Below are 16,407 nucleotides of genomic sequence, written 5' to 3'. Positions count from 1 at the left end.
ACTGTTAACCCATAAAGAATCTAGTTGGTATAACCGAGATAACTAGTATAAAGTTGTCACGCTTAGGTTATTGTAACCGCTTGAGGATGCTGAGGAAGCTTTAATGAAATCGATTTATAAATTATCGTTAGTTGCATTGGCTATTATTGGCCTATCTGCTTGTAATCAAGAAGAAAAAGCAGCTACGAGTACAAATGTTGAATTAACGACTGAAGCTCAAAAAGAAGCTTACAGTGTAGGCGCTTCAATCGGTCGTTATATGTCTGGCCATATCAAAGAGCAAGAAGAATTAGGCCTGCCAGTTGATCGCACTCTGATCGTCACTGGTTTCACTAATGGTCTGAATGACCAATTAAGTTTAACCGAAGAAGAAATGCAAACCATTCTTCAAGGTCTAGATAAAAAGTTAAACGATAAACGTCAGGAACAAGCAACAGCGATTTCTGCGAAAAATATCGAAGATGGTAAAAAATTCCTTGAAGAAAACAAGGTTAAGCCTGGTGTAGTGACAACTGAGTCTGGCTTACAATATGAAGTATTAACTCCAGGCACGGGTGAAAAGCCTGCCGCAGAAGACACTGTAGAAGTGGATTATGTCGGTACTTTACTTGACGGTACTGAGTTTGATAGTTCTTATAAACGCGGCGAAGCGGCTAAGTTCCCTTTGAATCGCGTTATTCCAGGTTGGACTGAAGGCGTGCAATTAATGCCTGTTGGCGCTAAGTTCAAGTTTGTGATCCCATCGGAATTAGCCTATGGCGTACGTGATACTGGTACTATTCCACCAAACTCTACGTTGATTTTCGAAGTTGAGTTGAAATCAATCGAGAAAGCTTCTGCGGCGCCAGTAGCTGAACCTGCTAAAAAGTAATTGATTAGCTGCGACGTGTAATACGGCGCAATTGAAAATACCGCTCCTAAATGAGCGGTATTTTTTTGTCTGTAAAATTCGCATTATTGTTTTAATATTGAGCTCACTATCTTACAGCTGTTGGTTCTCAGACTGGCTCTGTGTTTCATTTTTATACCCATCATCAACATTAATCTGCTGCAATAACCAAGGGTATAAATCATCCATTCTAGCAGTTTGACTGTTATGTTTATTTCAAAATAATGAATGCTAAATTAAGTTTTAATTATATCCATTGCCTTTTAAGGACCCGTGTTCCTTATATTTTTATTGGGTATTGCATACTGAATAATATCATCGAAATATCACATTAAAATATTGATTGTTATTTAAGCAGGATGCCAAATGCTTTGAGCTTATGTGTATTGCTCTTACTGTTTGTTTTTACATGGCTAATACTTTTGATTTACCATCCTGTTCTGTTAGGTGAACAGTGAAGTGTCTATAATTAGTTACTCATCAATGTGTTACATTGGCAATGTGCGATCTTGCCCTCTTTTTTTACGCATTCAACTCTGAAATAATCCGCTCGCACGTTAATAGAAGTTAGCGGCAATATTATAATAATGGGGTTGATGATATGGATAATGTTAATAAATTAACGGCTATTTCTTTAGCTGTTGCAGCGGCTTTGCCTATGATGGTAAGCGCAGATGTGATGATCACCGAATATGTTGAAGGTAGCTCAAATAATAAAGCGATTGAACTGTATAACAGCGGCGATACGGCAATTGATCTCGCGGGTTATAAACTGGTTCGTTATAAAGATGGTGCTACTGTTGCGTCGGATATGGTGGCTTTAGGTGGTCAAACTATTGCGGCAAAATCGACAAAAGTTATTTTAAATACTAGCGGTACTATTACTGTTGCTCAAGGGGTTGATAGTTACTCTGGTAGTTTAAGTTTTAATGGCGGTGATGCGGTTGCCTTAATGAAAGATGATGCAGTCATCGATATTATTGGTGATGTGCCGACGCCAACGGGTTGGGGATTAGACGTTACCTTAAAACGTAAATTAGATGCGTTAGTGGCGAATACAGTATTTAATGCCGCCCAGTGGGAACAATTACCTAAAGATACCTTCTCTGGTTTAGGTTCTCTAGAAACGCCTGCTGAGCCAGAAGTGCCGCTCTTTAGCTGTACTGGCGCTAAAATTGTGCCTATTTATCAAGTACAAGGTGCGGGCGAGTCGAGCCCATTTGTACCAGCAGGGGCATTCGAATCTGAAGCCGAAGTGACTGTGCGTGGCGTAGTGACTGCCCGTGGTGAAAGCTTGTTTAAAGGTTTTTACTTACAAGAAGTTAAGGGTGATAACTCACCGTATACCTCTGATGGTGTATTTGTATTCTTAGGTGAAGCTGCACCTGAAGCGATTCAACCAGGGGTTGAAGTGTGTGTGCAGGGTAAAGTGAAAGAATACTTTGGCCTAACTCAAATCGATATTAAAGCCGATAAGAAATTTGATGTTGGCGCTAAGGGTGAAGTCCCTGTTACCGCACCTTTCTATGTGGCCGATGGCGAAACCTTAGCGCAAGCATTAGAGCGCTATGAAGGCATGAATGTGGCCTTAGATGCGGGCAGCGATCTTAAAATCAGCCGCACCTTCAGCTTCGACTATGCGGGTAGTCGCAATAACATGCTAGTGTCATATCAAGCACCTTTGATGAAGCCGACACAGCTGTATCCAGCGCTTTCTGCTGAAGCAACGGCATTAGTTAAATCTAACCGCGAAAACCAACTCTTTATCGAATCCGATTACAAGCCTGCCAATGGTGTTATTCCATACTTCCCTGATTTCAATGTGGAAACGGGTTACATCCGTGTTGGCGATCAACTGACTAACCTGCAAGGTGTGATTGGTTACAGCTACGGCGCTTATCGTTTAGTGGCGACTAATACTATTACAGCGGGTGATTTTATCCGTGGTGACGATAGAACCGAAGCCCCAAGTGTTGCAACTAAGGGAGATCTGCGCGTGGCTAGCTTTAACGTGCTGAACTTCTTTAACGATGTTGATGGTGGCGATACCAATCCATCAGGCAGTAACCGTGGCGCCCTAACGCTGGAAGAAATGGTGCTACAACGTACTAAAATCGTTAGCGCTATTACCGCCATGAACGCCGATATCGTCGGTTTGATGGAAATTGCTAACAACGGTTTTGGTGAGAAGAGTGCGATTAAGGATTTAGTCGATGCACTAAATGACAAGCAGACGCCTGAAAACGCCTATAGCTTTGTTGAAATCACCGATGCTGATAAGTATGACGGCAAGTACTTTGGCACAGATGCGATTACTGTCGGCATGTTATACCGTGGTGGTAAAGTGGCTTTAGCGGGGGCAGCACAAGTTATCGGTACTCCAGAACAGCACGCCAGTGCTGGCAGCGTGACTCGCACAAAAGATGGCAAAACTGAGACTAACCCTGGCAATGATGCTTATCAACGTCACAGCTTAGCGCAAACCTTTAAAATCCATGATGAGTCTCTGACCGTAGTCGTTAACCATTTGAAATCTAAAGGCTCAGGCTGTTTAGAAGATTGGGCTAACTTCGAAGAGTCAGTTGATCCGGCCGATCAACAGGGTAAGTGTAATGCTTTCCGCGTATCTGCAGCCAAAGTCTTGGGTGAAACGCTAAAAGACGTGAAAGGCGACTTACTGATCATCGGTGATATGAATGCCTATGGTATGGAGGATCCTATCCGTGTACTAACCGACTTCGATGCGAGCAAGTCAGAGCGTGACATCCTGACCGCTTCGTGGACGACGCTCGACGGCAAAGTGTTTGAACGCCAAGGCAGCAAGATTGAAAAAGGTTATGGCTTTATCAACTTGAACACGAAAGCCCACGGTGCAAGCACTTTCTCTTATAGCTATAACGGCGAGTTAGGTAACTTAGATCATGCTTTAGCCAATGCTAGCTTAGCCAAACGTTTAGTGGATATTGAAGATTGGCATATCAACTCAGTGGAATCTAGCCTGTTTGAATACGGTAAGAAGTTCTCTGGTGATCTGGCTAAATCTGAAAATGCTTTTTCTGCATCGGATCATGATCCTGTGATTGTTGCTTTAAGTTATCCTGCGCCAGTAGTGCCGCCAAAACCTGAGCCAAAGCCTAAAGATGATGGCGGTGCTTTAGGTTATTTAGGTTTAGCACTGATGTCCTTGTTTGGTTTGCAGCGTCGTCGCCGTTAACCTGTATATGGGGTTAACTCACAAGTGCAATTTGTGAGCTAGACTGAAACAAAGGGATGGTTAACCATCCCTTTTTTATCTCTTTTTTTCAGTTTTTATTAGGAGTGAGTATGGATACCACCTCAAATCCGCTGAAAACCATGAATATCAAGGCGCCACTGTGGTTTTACTTTGTCGCAACGCTCAGTTTGTTGTGGAATATCATGGGGCTGATGGCTTTTGTTATGCAAATGACTATGACGCCAGATGCACTGGCACAGATGAGCCCAGATCAAATTACACTCTATGAAACAACGCCAATTTGGATTGATGCTGTGTTTGGCTTTGCCGTAGTTTCAGGGGTTCTAGGATGTCTATTATTGTTATTCAGAAAATTAATTGCTTATAAAGTGTTGGTCGCCTCGCTTATCGCTATTTTGTTGCAAATGACCTATGTATTTTGCATTCAGCAAGCGGCTGTGGTGCTAGGAGCCGACGCGTTAATTATGCCAAGTGTAGTCGTGGTGTGGGGATTATTTCTTGTCTGGTTTAGTCAGCTAAGTACCACTAAATCTTGGTTAGTTTGAGCCTTATTTTTGCCGATATAGATGTGACTAGCTGAGAGTAAACTAGTTGAACTTCATCCACTTCACAGTAAACTGCTGATTGGTTTTATTGACTAGGAAGTTGCAATGAGTATTTGGTTTAGAGCTGTAACGTTAGAGGATTGCGCGCGTTTAGACGCCGGTATGGGTGGCAAAGGCACCTTGATGCAGACTTTAGGAATTGAGATCAGTGAGATTGGCGACGATTACATGAAGGCCACTATGCCAGCCAGTCCGGCGGTGCATAACCCTTTGGGCATAGTGCATGGTGGCGCGAATGTCGCGCTTGCTGAAACCGTTGCTAGCTATGCGGCAAATTTCGCGGTGGATTTTGAGCAGTACTATTGTGTCGGTCAAGAAATTAACGCTAACCACTTACGGGCTTCCCGTAATGGGGTATTAACCGCCACGGCTAAGCCTATCCACTTAGGGAAGCGCAGCTCTGTATGGGAGATTTTAATCCACAACAGTGCGGGTGAACTGACTTGTATTTCACGGATGACGGCGGCTGTCGTTAAACGCTAAATGCAATGAGCCAGCTTATTACCTGTGGTGTGATTGTCGTATCAATCGTTTGATTTAAATAATATATAGATAAGGATTGGATATGGATAACGCTACAATTTGGGAATGGGTTGGTTATTTAGCTTCAGTGGTCGTTGCAATATCACTGATGATGTCAAACATTAAGAAACTGCGCTGGTGGAATCTCATTGGTGCGGCTTTATTTGTGGCCTACGGTGTGGCAATTGGGGCTTATCCTGTTGCCTTAGTTAACTTTTTTATCGTGCTGATTGATACTTATTATTTGGTTAAGCTTTATCGTGAAGCTGACTTATCCAGCAGTTAATGGTGTATCAGCTTAACTCCGCTTTCTCGCACCGCACTTCGCTCCATTGTCCTGAGCAGCTATTTGGTTTTTCAACAGCATCTTAAGTGATGTGAGCGGACCATTGGCTGTGAGTCCGTGTAATTCATTAACTGTCTTGCCAAACCCATTCTTAATCTTTTTTTTAGATTATGAAAATCTAGTTTAATCGTTTTATTCTAAAGTGGTAATTCTCTATTCTTGCTCCATCGACAACACGTCGCAGCCAAGGAGATAAACCATGGCCACCATTTACGATTTAATTGAAACCTGGTTAACCAGCAATCAAGACTAAGGAGCAGGGCATGAGTCAACAACATCAAACAAGTCAGTACTTAACGAGCCAAAACGGTGCCCCAGTGGCCGATGATCAAAACTCACTGTCGGCGGGTGAACGTGGTCCTTTGCTATTACAAGATTGGCATTTAATTGAAAAGTTAGCCCATTTCAACCGTGAGCGTATTCCTGAACGTATCGTGCATGCCAAAGGTACAGGGGTTTACGGCACATTTACGCTGACTAAAGATTTAAGCGATTACACCATTGCTGACCATTTCAATGGTGTTGGTAAGCAAACCGAAACCTTTATTCGTTTCTCAACCGTAGGTGGAGAAATGGGTTCTGCCGACGCAGAGCGCGATCCACGTGGCTTTGGTTTACGTTTTTATACTGCCCGTGGTAATCACGATATCGTGGGTAACAATACGCCGACCTTTTTCTTGCGAGATGGGATTAAGTTTCCAGACTTTATTCATACGCAAAAGCGTAATCCTAAGACAAACTTAAAAGATCCGCAGGCTATGTGGGACTTTTGGTCATTGAATCCTGAAGCTATGCATCAAGTAACCATTTTGATGTCGGATCGTGGTATTCCGGCGAACTACCGTCAAATGCATGGTTATGGTTCACACACTTTCTCGCTGTGGAATGCCAAGGGCGAGCGTTTCTGGGTGAAGTTCCACTTTAAATCGCAGCAAGGCGTGGTCAACTTAACTAATGAACAGGCTGATAAATTAAAAGGGATTGATCCCGATTCATCACAGCGCGATATGGTGGTTGCTATTACTGATGGAAACTTCCCGCGTTGGACGGTTAATGTGCAGATTATGCCTGAGGCAGATGCCAATACTTACCATATCAATCCATTTGATTTAACTAAGGTTTGGCCGCATAGCGACTATCCATTACTTGAGATTGGTGTATTAGAACTGAATCGTCTGCCACAAAACTACTTTGCTGAAGTTGAGCAAGTGGCATTGGCACCTAGTAATTTGGTCCCAGGCGTCGGGGCTTCACCAGACAAGATGTTACAAGCGCGTTTATTTGCCTACGCCGATGCGCAGCGTTACCGCATTGGTGCTAACTACAACCAATTGCCAGTGAATTGCCCGCATGCCGCTAAGGCAAATCACCATCAACGTGCAGGTGCGATGGCGGGTACACAATGTCCTTATCATGGCAGTCAAACTGGTGGCGACGCTTCGGCAAACTATGGCCCGAACAGCACTGCTGATGCCTTGGTTGAGCCAGTAAACTTTAGCGAACCACCATTGCGTTTAGAAGGTGAAGCGGCGCGTTACAGTCGTTATAACCAAGACGATTATACCCAAGCGGGTAATTTGTATCGCATCTTCTCTGAAGCTGAGAAAGCGCGCCTAGTGGCAACAATTTCGGGTTCATTAAGTCAAGCGAGTTTAGATGTGCAGCAACGTATGGTGGCGCATTTTACTCAAGCCGATGCGGATTACGGACAACGTATTAAACTGGCATTAGGTCTTTAAACTATTGCTGTTGCGAATGTTTGAATAATAGTAGAAACGATAAAACTGAGTAGAAAGCCTCTACTCAGTTTTTATTATCAGCGACAATAATATTAACATTCTCGTTAATGTGCTCTTAGGCCGCGATGAGTGCCGCGTTAGGGCTATTTAGCTGCTTTAACAATCCAAATGCTTGCTGCATTTTATCCTCGGTTACGATAAATCCTATAAATGTTTCATCCACGTCGAATGCTTTAATACTGCTTCCTTGAGCATCAATATCGACTTGCCAGCGATGGACGCCATTCACTGTTATACCGCTGAGTTGCATAGGTAACAGTGGCGTTTTCACTTTAATGAGCATGGCGGGAAAATTCACTGCTGTCGGTTGGTTCAGTAATGTGTTCGCCAGCGCATTGGCGCTCAGTAACGCAGGTTGCAAATAGGCCCTATTTTGGCCGTTGATTTGGGCGCAATCACCTAGCGCATAAATATGGGCATCGTTGGTTTGTAAGTATTCGTTAACGACGATACCTTTATTGACCTCTAGCCCCGCATGCTGGGCAAGTTGGCTGTTAGGGAGAAGTCCCGCTGCACAGATAACCGCATCACAAATAAACCGCTGGTCATTATCTAGGCACACAGAGATACTGCCATCTTGGTGTTGCAGTTGGCTGACTCGGGTTTGCAATTGCACTGTGACGTTATGCTGCGTTAGTACAGCGGTCAGTTTGTGGCTTAACATTTCGGGTAGCATATTCGGCATTAAGCTCGCTTGTGGATCGACCAAAAATACTTGCTTACCTGCAGTTGCTAAGTCCATTGCCAGTTCAACTCCGACCAAACCAGCACCGATAACCAGTACTCTCCTCGCACCATGGATGTCTGCTTCGCAGGCCTGATACTCCATTAAGCTGTTAACTGTATGGATGATATCGACGCCATCCCCCTCTATAGGTGGAATAAAGGGCCGTGCACCTGTGGCAAGCACTAATTTTTTGTACGCAATTTCGCGTCCTTGATGGCAACATACTACCTGACGAACTTTATCTATTTTTATGACTTCACAGTGATTTATCACATCAATTTGTTGCTCATGTGCAAATTCAGTCGCGGTCAATTTTATGAGGTCTGACGCCATTTTTTTAAGGCTAAACACATGGCTTAAATCTGGTTTATGGTATTCGTCACCAGAGTCGGCTGTGATAACTGTAATCGGTTGTTCGCGGTTTAAACGTCGCAGTGTTTTGACTAGCTGATATGCCGCGAATCCACTGCCGATAATGACGATTGGCTTAGGCATTAGTCACCTCATTTTTTATGACAGCGAAAACGCTTTTACCTAGGCCACATTCGGGACAGAGGAAGTCTTCGGCCACTTGAGTCCAAGGTGTGCCAGCAATGATATCTTGATTAGGTTCTCCTTTTTCAGGGTCGTAAACCCATTGGCAAACGGTGCAAATCATTGATTGTGTATCATTTAATTCGCACGCTTTTGTTGCAATCGGTGCAGTCATAGGGACGTTATTAGTAGCAGTATTTTCAGCTGTTTGACTGGCCGTGGTGGCTTGGCTAGGTTTTGACATGACTTGATTAATGATAGAGCGACTATTAGCGCTATCGAGGGGACGCAATGCCCATTCTCGCGCGATTCGCTGGCCGTGCTGACGGCATTCTTGCATCGCATCACGATCGGGACGCCATTTGACTTTTAATCCCACTGAAGTTTCGAAACCAGCATCCATCAAACGAGTGTGAATTCTATCGACTGCGCCGCCATTCCAGCCATAACTACCAAAAGCTGCCGCCTTTTTATTGCGAAAACGCAGGCCCGTGATTTCTTCAAGCATGGCGGCAATTTTAGGCATCATCACATTATTCATGGTGGATGAGCCGACTAAAATACCTTTTGACCTAAATGCCTGTGCAAGGATTTCGTTTTTATCATGACGTGCGACGTTATACACTTTTACCGCTACATTGGGGTCAATATCATGGATACCTTGAGCAATACCGTCGGCCATCATGCGAGTATTATTGGACATAGAGTCGTAGAGAATCGTGATGCGGTCTTCTTGATAAGCGTCGGCCCAAGCTAAATATTGGTGAATAATTTGGGCTGGATTATCACGCCACACAATGCCGTGTGAAGTTGCGATCATATCTACAGGTAAATTAAAGCTTAATACTTCGTGAATTTTAGCCGTTACTAGGCTGCTAAAGGGCGTTAAAATGTTTGAGTAGTACCGTAGGCATTGCTCCATTAATTCATTTTGATCAACCTCATCATTGAATAAATGTTCATCGCAATAGTGCTGGCCAAAGGCATCGTTACTGAATAAAACCGCATCTTCGGTGAGGTATGTCATCATGCTATCTGGCCAATGCAACATAGGTGCTTCGATAAATATCAGTTGCTTACCATTGCCTATTGCTAAACTATCACCTGTCTTTACGGTAATGAAATTCCATTCTGGGTGGTGGTGATGTCCTACAATGGAGTCGACCGCATTTTCACTGCAGTAAATTGGTGTGTTAGGAATTTTGGCCATTAATGCAGTCAGGGCGCCTGAGTGGTCTTCCTCTGCATGGTTCATCACAATATAGTCTATGTCGGTTAAATTAATTTCAGCTTCAAGATTTTGTAAGAATTGCTGGCTAAACCGATGATCAACTGTATCAATTAACACGGTTTTTTCTTCACGGATAAGGTAGCTATTGTAGCTTGTGCCTTTAGTTATCTTGTACTCAGTACCATGAAAATCTTGCACTTCCCAATCGCGTTGACCCACCCAGTGGATATTGTTTTTTACATGAATAGTCATAAATACACCTGTGATAATTAATAATGAATGCGCTACGTAAATCTTGCTTATTTAGTTAAATCTCTTATTGCACTCACCATGCCAATATTTTAAGGTTTTGATTTTTATTGGTATTAGCGTATTTCAACATTTTAAATCACTTGCTGATGTCATAATGACAATTTGATATTAGTCAAATTGACATTACACTGTTGTCAATATGACTTTATTTGACTGTGGATGTGCTATGAGTGCCCATGCTGATTTAACTCAGTTAGCCTTAGATTTAACTGTCGGCGTGTCGACGCAAGACAGATTTGAGCGTTTGTTGGCAGTGGTCAGGCGGCGTGTCAATTGTGATGCTGCGGCATTATTGGCATTTCGGGAGCAGCAATTTGTCCCCTTGGCGATAGATGGGCTCTTTGCCGAAGTGTTAGGGCGGCGCTTTCAAATTAGTGAACATCCGAGATTAGAGGCTATCGCCCGTGCTGGCGATGTGGTTCGTTTCCCGGCCGACAGTGAACTTCCTGATCCGTATGATGGTTTAATTCCACATCATAGTGCGAACTTACATGTACATGCTTGCATTGGTTTACCACTAATCGCGAACGATCGCTTAATTGGGGCGCTCACCATTGATGGTTTCAACCCTCATCAGTTTGATGATTTTAGTGATAGCGAGTTGCGTGTGATCAGCGCACTGGCCGCAGCCAGTCTTAATACTGCGTTATTGATGCAACAGCTAGAATCCCAAGTTGTTGAAGTCTCCAATGGCACTGAGGTGCTCAATCGTCCTGCTAGTCAGCAGGAGATCATAGGGCAATCCACACAGATCCAATCGCTAAAGCAGCAGATAAGTGCCGTGGCAGGCACTGATTTATCGGTATTAATTACCGGCGAAACTGGCGTGGGTAAGGAGTTAGTGGCCGCGGCGATACATAATCAATCGACCAGAGCCGATAAATCACTTATCTATTTGAACTGCGCTGCATTGCCTGAGTCCGTCGCCGAAAGCGAGTTATTTGGGCATGTAAAAGGGGCATTTACGGGGGCAATCAGTCATAGGCAAGGCAAGTTTGAACTCGCTGACAAGGGGACTTTGTTTTTAGATGAAATCGGGGAGCTTCCCTTGGGGCTGCAAGCTAAGTTATTGAGGGTTTTACAATACGGAGAATTACAGCGAGTGGGCAGTGATAAGAGCCTAAAAGTTAATACTCGGATTATTGCCGCCACTAATCGAATTTTGCACCAAGAGGCAACGGAAGGGCGCTTTCGTTTCGATCTTTACCATAGGTTGAGCGTATTTCCTATCCACGTAGCACCATTAAGAGAGCGTGGGCAAGATATTGTTATGCTGACAGGTTTTTTTCTTGAACGTTGTAAAGCGAAGTTAGGACTCACCCATATCAATATCACACACGCAGCGCAGCAGTTATTAGAGCAATACACATGGCCGGGTAATGTGCGTGAGCTAGAGCATGCGATACACAGGGCTGCGGTGTTGGCGAAAGCCGAGCTAAAAACGGCTTATATCAGCTTAAGTGATAAACATTTTCAGCTCGATTCTTTGATGAATCAAGCACACAAAACAGTCGACGAAGATAGGCCATCAGATGCCGCAACGCCAGCCAGTGAATTAGCATTTAGGTCTGAGTCGGCCTGTCGTGAGCGACAATCGCAAGATAATTCCAGTGTTATGCTGGGGCTTAAGGCTGCGACTGAGAGATATCAGCGTCAACTTATTCGCCAAGTTTTAGCCGCGAATAAACAAAATTGGGCTGCGTGTGCAAGAATATTGCAAATCGATACAGGTAATTTGCACCGACTTGCAAAACGGTTAGGTTTAAAAGAATGAAATATTGCGTGAAGAAATTTTATTCTGCAGCAAAACCCCAGTCTCGATTCTTAGAAGAACAGTGTTGCTACGCCTAAGAGTGCGAACAATACGGCGCAGCCACGGTGTATCCACAACATAGGCAATTTTTCGGCGCTGAAGTGGCCTGCGATCACTACGGGTACGTTAGCAAGCAGCATGCCTAAGGTTGTGCCAGCAACCACCATAGTTAATGAATCGTATTTTGCGGCTAATACCACAGTTGCTATTTGCGTTTTATCCCCCATTTCGGCGATAAAAAACAGGATAAAGGTGGCGAGAAAGGGGCCCATTTTATAGAAACGGCTCTCTTCTGCATCGACTTTATCGGGGATTAACACCCAAAGAGCGATCGCGAAGAAGGACGCGGCCACTAAATAACGTGCAAGATCAGGGCTTACCCAGTTAATGGCCCATTGACCAATCCAAGCTGCGGCAAAATGGTTAAATAATGTCGACAGCAAAATACCTAAAATAATGGCAGTTTTATTTTTAAATCTTGCGGCGAGGATTAGTGCAAGTAATTGAGTTTTATCACCAATTTCGGCGATAGCAACCGTAAAGGTTGAGGCAAGTAGGGCTTCCAAGTGTAATCCTTTAGGGGTGGTTATGACATAAGCACAATAAACCGTCCACCCCTAGGTGCGGTCATTGTGCTCAGGTCTTGCTGGGCAAATCTATGATTTGCTGTGAACACCATGGCATGTTGCCAAGTATGTTGATGTTCACCCTAGATGACGATGGCTCGAAATCCAGTTAGCTACTCCCCCGAAGCGAGGTGGGCATTATACCTAGGTAAGATTTAGTTTCAAGCACGAGTTTATAACAGTAGGTGCTGATAAATGTTTGACGGGTGTCAGAAAAATACCGATTCACATTCTGTAACTTAATGAATATAAATGAATTATTTTTTGACAACGTTGTCTTTTGTTGCTAATTTAGCCAAGTCATTTCTACTTGGTTACATACTGTTAACTCGTAGTGACTCAATGATAACGACTGTATTTGGCAAACTAATTGAAAAGTTAGGACGCAAAGCTTCCGGTCTAAGGTTGTAAATGGATTTTTTAGTGAACTAAGATAGCGGAGTTGCCGCAGAATTCGATTTCTGTGAAAGATAAACGACTGCTGTTTAATGCTGTTGTTTGCCCAAATACCACTTTTATATCTAAGCCTATCATTATGTTTAGGATGATAGGCAATCAATGGAGTGCATTAAAGTGGCAAATTCTACTGTTTTTTCCCCTATTTCTAAATTGAGTTTATTGGCCGCGGCAGTAATGGCGACGAATGCGTTTGTGAGTATCTCTGCGCAGGCGCACGGTTATGTTGTGGCACCAGAATCGCGTTCATATGCCTGTAAAACAGGTAAAAATGCCAATTGTGGCGCGGTGCAATGGGAGCCGCAAAGTGTTGAGGGGCCATCGGGTTTTCCTGAATCAGGTCCTGCTGATGGCAAATTGGCGAGTGCTGGCAATGGTGCTTTTTCACCTTTGGATGAACAAAGTCCGAGCCGTTGGGCAAAGACGGATATTAAATCGGGCTGGAATAAATTCAGTTGGCAGTTCACAGCAAATCATGTCACCCGTAATTGGCGTTACTATTTAACTCGCCAAGATTGGAACCCAAACCAAGCTTTGAGCCGAGCGAGCTTTGACTTAGCTCCCTTTTGCGTAGTTGATGGTGGTATGGAACAGCCGCCTAAGTTAGTGACCCATGACTGCTACGTGCCAGAAGGTCGCAGTGGTTATCAAGTGATCTTGGCCGTGTGGGAAGTGGGCGATACTACGAATAGTTTCTACAATGCTATCGATGTGAACTTGGGCTCGGGTCCTGTTGTGCCGAGTGAATGGCAAGATGTGGGGGATATCAATCCGTCACTCGATCTAAAAGCAGGCGATAAAGTGATGACCCGGGTGTTTGACGCCAATGGTGAGCAAGCGGCTAAGCAAACAGTCATTACCATTAGTGATGCGACTCAAGGTGATAAACAAAATTGGCCTTTCCTATTAGCGAGCGCGATTAACGCCCAGCAGTCCCAGTTAAAAGCGGGACAAAAAAATGCATCGGGTGTGATTGAGCCTGTGTATGGCAAAAACGACATTTTTACAGCGAAAAACTCAGGTATTGAGCGTGTCGAAGTGGGATTTGATTTAGCTCCTGCTCCGGGCAACAGCTTAGAAGTCACTTCACTTGCTGACGATTATCAAATTATCGATGGTGCGGCGAAGGTCAGCTTTGATGTGACCAGTAACGCCGAGATGCTAGTGTCAGCGTATTTGTTTAGCCATGATGGCACAGCGGCAGGTTTTGTGAGCCAAACTGTTAACAATACCAGCGCGAGCTTAGTGTTAGACGTCGTTGAGCCTAAAGCTGGGCATTATCATTTGCAGGTAAAAGCTGAGCCTAAACAAGGTGATGTTATTCAGCAGAACTTTGATCTCTTCTTAAAGGATCAAGCTCCTGCACCAGAAGCTGATTTTGTATTCCCAGCAGGCGTGAAAGGTTACGTTGCAGGTACTACAGTGTTACAGCCTAAAAATGGCAAAGTGTATCAATGTAAGCCATTCCCTTATAGCGGCTATTGCGTGCAGTGGTCGGCTTCTGCCACAGGATTTGAGCCAGGTGTTGGCGCTTCTTGGGCTATGGCGTGGACTGAGCTGTAAATTAACATTTTGAGTTAATCAATTCTCAACATGATGTGATTGGGCTTAAACATATTCACTGTGTTTAAGCCCTTTTTGTCTGCATCGGATGGAAAAAGACCGGCTTTATTTTGATTCGAGCCTAATACAAGATTACAGGTATTCTCAACAAAGGTAGCGATTTTGTTGGCTTGTATATTTTCGTTTATCACAGCGCTATTAAGTTGTTACCGTATCGTTTGCTACCCTTCTTTGTTCACAACTGGCTTGCCCACTGGGTTTGGCTCTGTTAATGTCCCAAACTATCTATTTAATCGATGCTTATATCGGTACATTAATTTGGGCTATCACAATTGAAAGTCATGCCATTTTTCAATAATCGATTTAGTTAGCCTCAATGGCTACTGGGTTGAAACATTCAAAAGCTATTGGGGCCAATTGATCTGCTAGGTCGAGATCTGATTGGATGCTTTAAGTGATGTGTCGCTTATTTCGATTTAAGACGCAAGGCTTTATCGGTTCAAATCTTACTCAAATAAAATAATAATTAATTATTGAACAGGACTATTGTGTGAATTCAAAAATGTTAGGCTCGATCGCCATCGTTGCCGGGACGGCCATTGGCGCAGGTATGTTAGCGTTACCTTTAGCCACAGCGGCTTTAGGTATTATCCCTGCTTTAGTGTTACTCGTCGTTATTTGGGGCGTGTCCGCCTATACCTCATTACTTATGCTCGAAATTAACTTACGCACTGGCGTGGGGGATAACGTGCATGCTATTACGGGTAAGTTACTGGGTAAAAAAGGTCAAATAATTCAAGGTGCTTCTTTCCTGAGTTTATTATTTGCCTTGACCGCGGCTTATCTCACCGGCGGCTCTTCGTTATTAGTGCTTAAAGCGAAGAACATGTTCGATATCGTGCTCGATAATCAAGTCGCAGTGTTGTTATTTACACTCGTGCTCGGTGGCTTTGCGGCGCTAGGTGTCGCTTGGGTCGATAAAGTTTCACGTTTCCTATTTTCGTTAATGATTCTATTGCTCGTGGTGGTGGTATTATTTTTATTGCCCGAAGTCAGTATTGCTAGCATGGCAACTGGCGCGATTGCCGAGTCTATGACCAGCAATTGGATGGCGGCAATTCCCGTGGTGTTTACTTCGTTTGGTTTCCACGTCTGTATCGCCACTTTAGTGCGTTATCTCGATGGCGATGCGGTATCACTGCGTAAGGTGTTGTTAATCGGTTCGACTATCCCACTTGCTTGTTATGTTCTGTGGTTATTGGTGACTTTAGGCACAGTAGGCGGATATGAGGTGAATAGTTTTGAAGGTTCACTACCTTCACTCGTCACGGCATTACAGGATATTGCTCATACACCTTGGATCAGCAAATGTATTTCATTATTCGCTGATTTAGCTTTAGTGACCTCATTCCTCGGTGTGACCTTAAGTTTATATGACTTTATCGCCGAATTAACTCGCGCCAAAGAAACGTTTGCCGGCCGTATTCAAACTTGGTTACTGACCTTTATTCCGCCTGTTTTGTGTGCCTTGTATTTGCCTGAAGGCTTTGTGGCGGTACTGGGATTTGCGGCCGTACCATTGGTTGTGATGATCATTTTCTTGCCAATTGTTATGGCACTGCGTCAACGTCAGTCGCAGCTCGGTGGCTATCAAGTGTCTGGTGGATCTGTTGCGTTAGTCATTGCAGGTTTGTTAGGTGCCGTGATTGTGGGTGCCCAGCTATTTGTTGGGATCTAATTCATTGCAAT

The 16,407-nt window shown here is 43.9% G+C and carries 12 protein-coding genes and 1 riboswitch; of the genes, 9 read left to right on the top strand and 3 right to left on the bottom strand.

The genetic code is table 11. The annotated features are described in order from the left end of the window. Positions 1-103 precede the first annotated feature (103 nt). The 6 genes from fkpA to katB all read left to right on the top strand — a co-directional run bounded on the left by fkpA (position 104) and on the right by katB (position 7,336). Entirely contained in the window at positions 104-871 is a 768-nt protein-coding gene (gene fkpA / locus HQQ92_RS15255; RefSeq protein WP_131524662.1) for an FKBP-type peptidyl-prolyl cis-trans isomerase, read from the top strand. Positions 872-1,490: 619 nt separating this feature from the next. Then, the gene (exeM, locus tag HQQ92_RS15250; RefSeq protein WP_173246494.1) at positions 1,491-4,103 is read left to right on the top strand and encodes an extracellular exonuclease ExeM; all 2,613 of its coding nucleotides are present in this window, start codon (positions 1,491-1,493) and stop codon (positions 4,101-4,103) included. A 110-nt stretch (positions 4,104-4,213) separates the two neighbouring features. Next, positions 4,214-4,669, top strand: coding sequence for a hypothetical protein (locus HQQ92_RS15245; RefSeq protein ID WP_168824920.1), 456 nt, complete (start codon positions 4,214-4,216; stop codon positions 4,667-4,669). 105 nt (positions 4,670-4,774) lie between these two features. Next, a complete protein-coding gene (locus HQQ92_RS15240) occupies positions 4,775-5,212 on the top strand; it encodes a PaaI family thioesterase (RefSeq protein WP_028761594.1) in 438 nt (145 codons plus the stop codon). Positions 5,213-5,294: 82 nt separating this feature from the next. Further along, positions 5,295-5,537 (top strand): YgjV family protein, encoded by a 243-nt coding sequence (locus HQQ92_RS15235; RefSeq protein ID WP_028761593.1) that lies wholly within the window; start codon positions 5,295-5,297, stop codon positions 5,535-5,537. Positions 5,538-5,860: 323 nt separating this feature from the next. Further along, entirely contained in the window at positions 5,861-7,336 is a 1,476-nt protein-coding gene (gene katB / locus HQQ92_RS15230) for a catalase KatB (protein WP_173246491.1), read from the top strand. Positions 7,337-7,451: 115 nt separating this feature from the next. Here katB and norW read toward each other — a convergent pair whose 3' ends face one another. Together norW and norV are read right to left on the bottom strand one after the other, a co-directional pair. Next, entirely contained in the window at positions 7,452-8,618 is a 1,167-nt protein-coding gene (gene norW, locus HQQ92_RS15225; RefSeq protein ID WP_028761591.1) for an NADH:flavorubredoxin reductase NorW, read from the bottom strand. Continuing rightward, on the bottom strand, positions 8,611-10,140 hold the full coding sequence (gene norV / locus HQQ92_RS15220) for an anaerobic nitric oxide reductase flavorubredoxin (protein ID WP_028761590.1): 1,530 nt from the start codon (positions 10,138-10,140) through the stop codon (positions 8,611-8,613). The genes norW and norV overlap by 8 nt, the downstream gene beginning before the upstream one ends. A gap of 226 nt (positions 10,141-10,366) precedes the next feature. Between norV and norR the strand changes: the two genes are divergently transcribed. Next, entirely contained in the window at positions 10,367-11,974 is a 1,608-nt protein-coding gene (norR, locus tag HQQ92_RS15215; protein ID WP_254306332.1) for a nitric oxide reductase transcriptional regulator NorR, read from the top strand. A gap of 50 nt (positions 11,975-12,024) precedes the next feature. Here the strand turns inward: norR and HQQ92_RS15210 are convergent, their stop codons facing one another. Further along, positions 12,025-12,579 (bottom strand): TMEM165/GDT1 family protein, encoded by a 555-nt coding sequence (locus HQQ92_RS15210; protein WP_131524629.1) that lies wholly within the window; start codon positions 12,577-12,579, stop codon positions 12,025-12,027. 410 nt (positions 12,580-12,989) lie between these two features. Next, positions 12,990-13,089, top strand: a riboswitch (cyclic di-GMP riboswitch). A gap of 123 nt (positions 13,090-13,212) precedes the next feature. On the opposite strand from HQQ92_RS15210, the gene gbpA reads away from it, so the two are divergent. Both gbpA and HQQ92_RS15200 read left to right on the top strand, forming a co-directional pair. Beyond that, positions 13,213-14,658, top strand: a complete 1,446-nt coding sequence (gbpA, locus tag HQQ92_RS15205; protein WP_173246484.1) for an N-acetylglucosamine-binding protein GbpA — start codon at positions 13,213-13,215, stop codon at positions 14,656-14,658. A 562-nt stretch (positions 14,659-15,220) separates the two neighbouring features. Next, a complete protein-coding gene (locus tag HQQ92_RS15200) occupies positions 15,221-16,396 on the top strand; it encodes an aromatic amino acid transport family protein (protein WP_173248682.1) in 1,176 nt (391 codons plus the stop codon). The last annotated feature ends 11 nt before the right edge of the window (positions 16,397-16,407 follow it).

The sequence above is a fragment of the Shewanella sp. DC2-4 genome (assembly GCF_013248875.1).
Lineage (GTDB): Bacteria > Pseudomonadota > Gammaproteobacteria > Enterobacterales > Shewanellaceae > Shewanella > Shewanella oncorhynchi.
This window is presented reverse-complemented; position numbering and strand designations above follow the sequence as displayed.